1 protein-coding gene is annotated in these 675 nt (G+C 34.1%); it reads left to right on the forward strand.

The window, feature by feature from the left end; translation table 11 throughout:
• Nucleotides 1-164 precede the first annotated feature (164 nt).
• Nucleotides 165-272 carry a phage N-6-adenine-methyltransferase gene (locus tag N1032_RS25710; RefSeq protein WP_259543450.1) on the forward strand — a complete coding sequence of 36 codons (108 nt, stop codon included), beginning with the start codon at nucleotides 165-167 and terminating at the stop codon, nucleotides 270-272.
• Nucleotides 273-675: the final 403 nt, after the last annotated feature.

A 675-nucleotide genomic window follows, 5' to 3' on the forward strand; every position in this document is an offset into this window, starting at 1 on the left:
GAACCTGCTCGAAAAGCATACCAAGCAAAGGAAAGAGACATCTTAGAAAACTACAAACAATTATTCAAAGATGTATAGGAATAATAATGAAACAAACAATCCAAAAATTAACTAATGATTATTATTCCAATGAGTGATACACTCCAATTCCTTTTTATGAGAAGTTGAATGCAGAATTTAAATTTGACTTAGATCCAGCAACCACAAAAGATAATCGCCTTGGGACAAAAGAATTTTTCACAGAAGAAGATAATGGACTTGACAAAGAATGAAAAGGTAATGTATTTTGCAATCCACCTTATTCTGATATTTCACAATGAATTATTAAGGCAAGAAGCGAATGAGAGAGAGAGAGAGAGAGAGCAATAGTTTTGTTGATACCAGCAAGGACAGATACCCGTTATTTTCACGAGCATATAGCACCATTTTGTGAGGTCAGATTCATAAAAGGACGCCTTAAGTTTTCATCAAAGGGCAGCGCTCCCTTCCCGTCTATGGTATGCATATACGGTAAAGCGCCAAACATTAAAACACAATAAAGGAGGTGAACATGGCAGAACAAATGATGTGTGATGGTTTCCCGGTAATTTTCTTATACGTTGAAGATATTCAATATAGAGTTTTACAAGATGATTATAATTTCTAAATTAAGTTATCAAATGATAGAACCCTTTA

Origin of the sequence: Herbiconiux daphne, assembly GCF_024979295.1 — a bacterium.
Lineage (GTDB): Bacteria > Actinomycetota > Actinomycetes > Actinomycetales > Microbacteriaceae > Herbiconiux > Herbiconiux daphnes.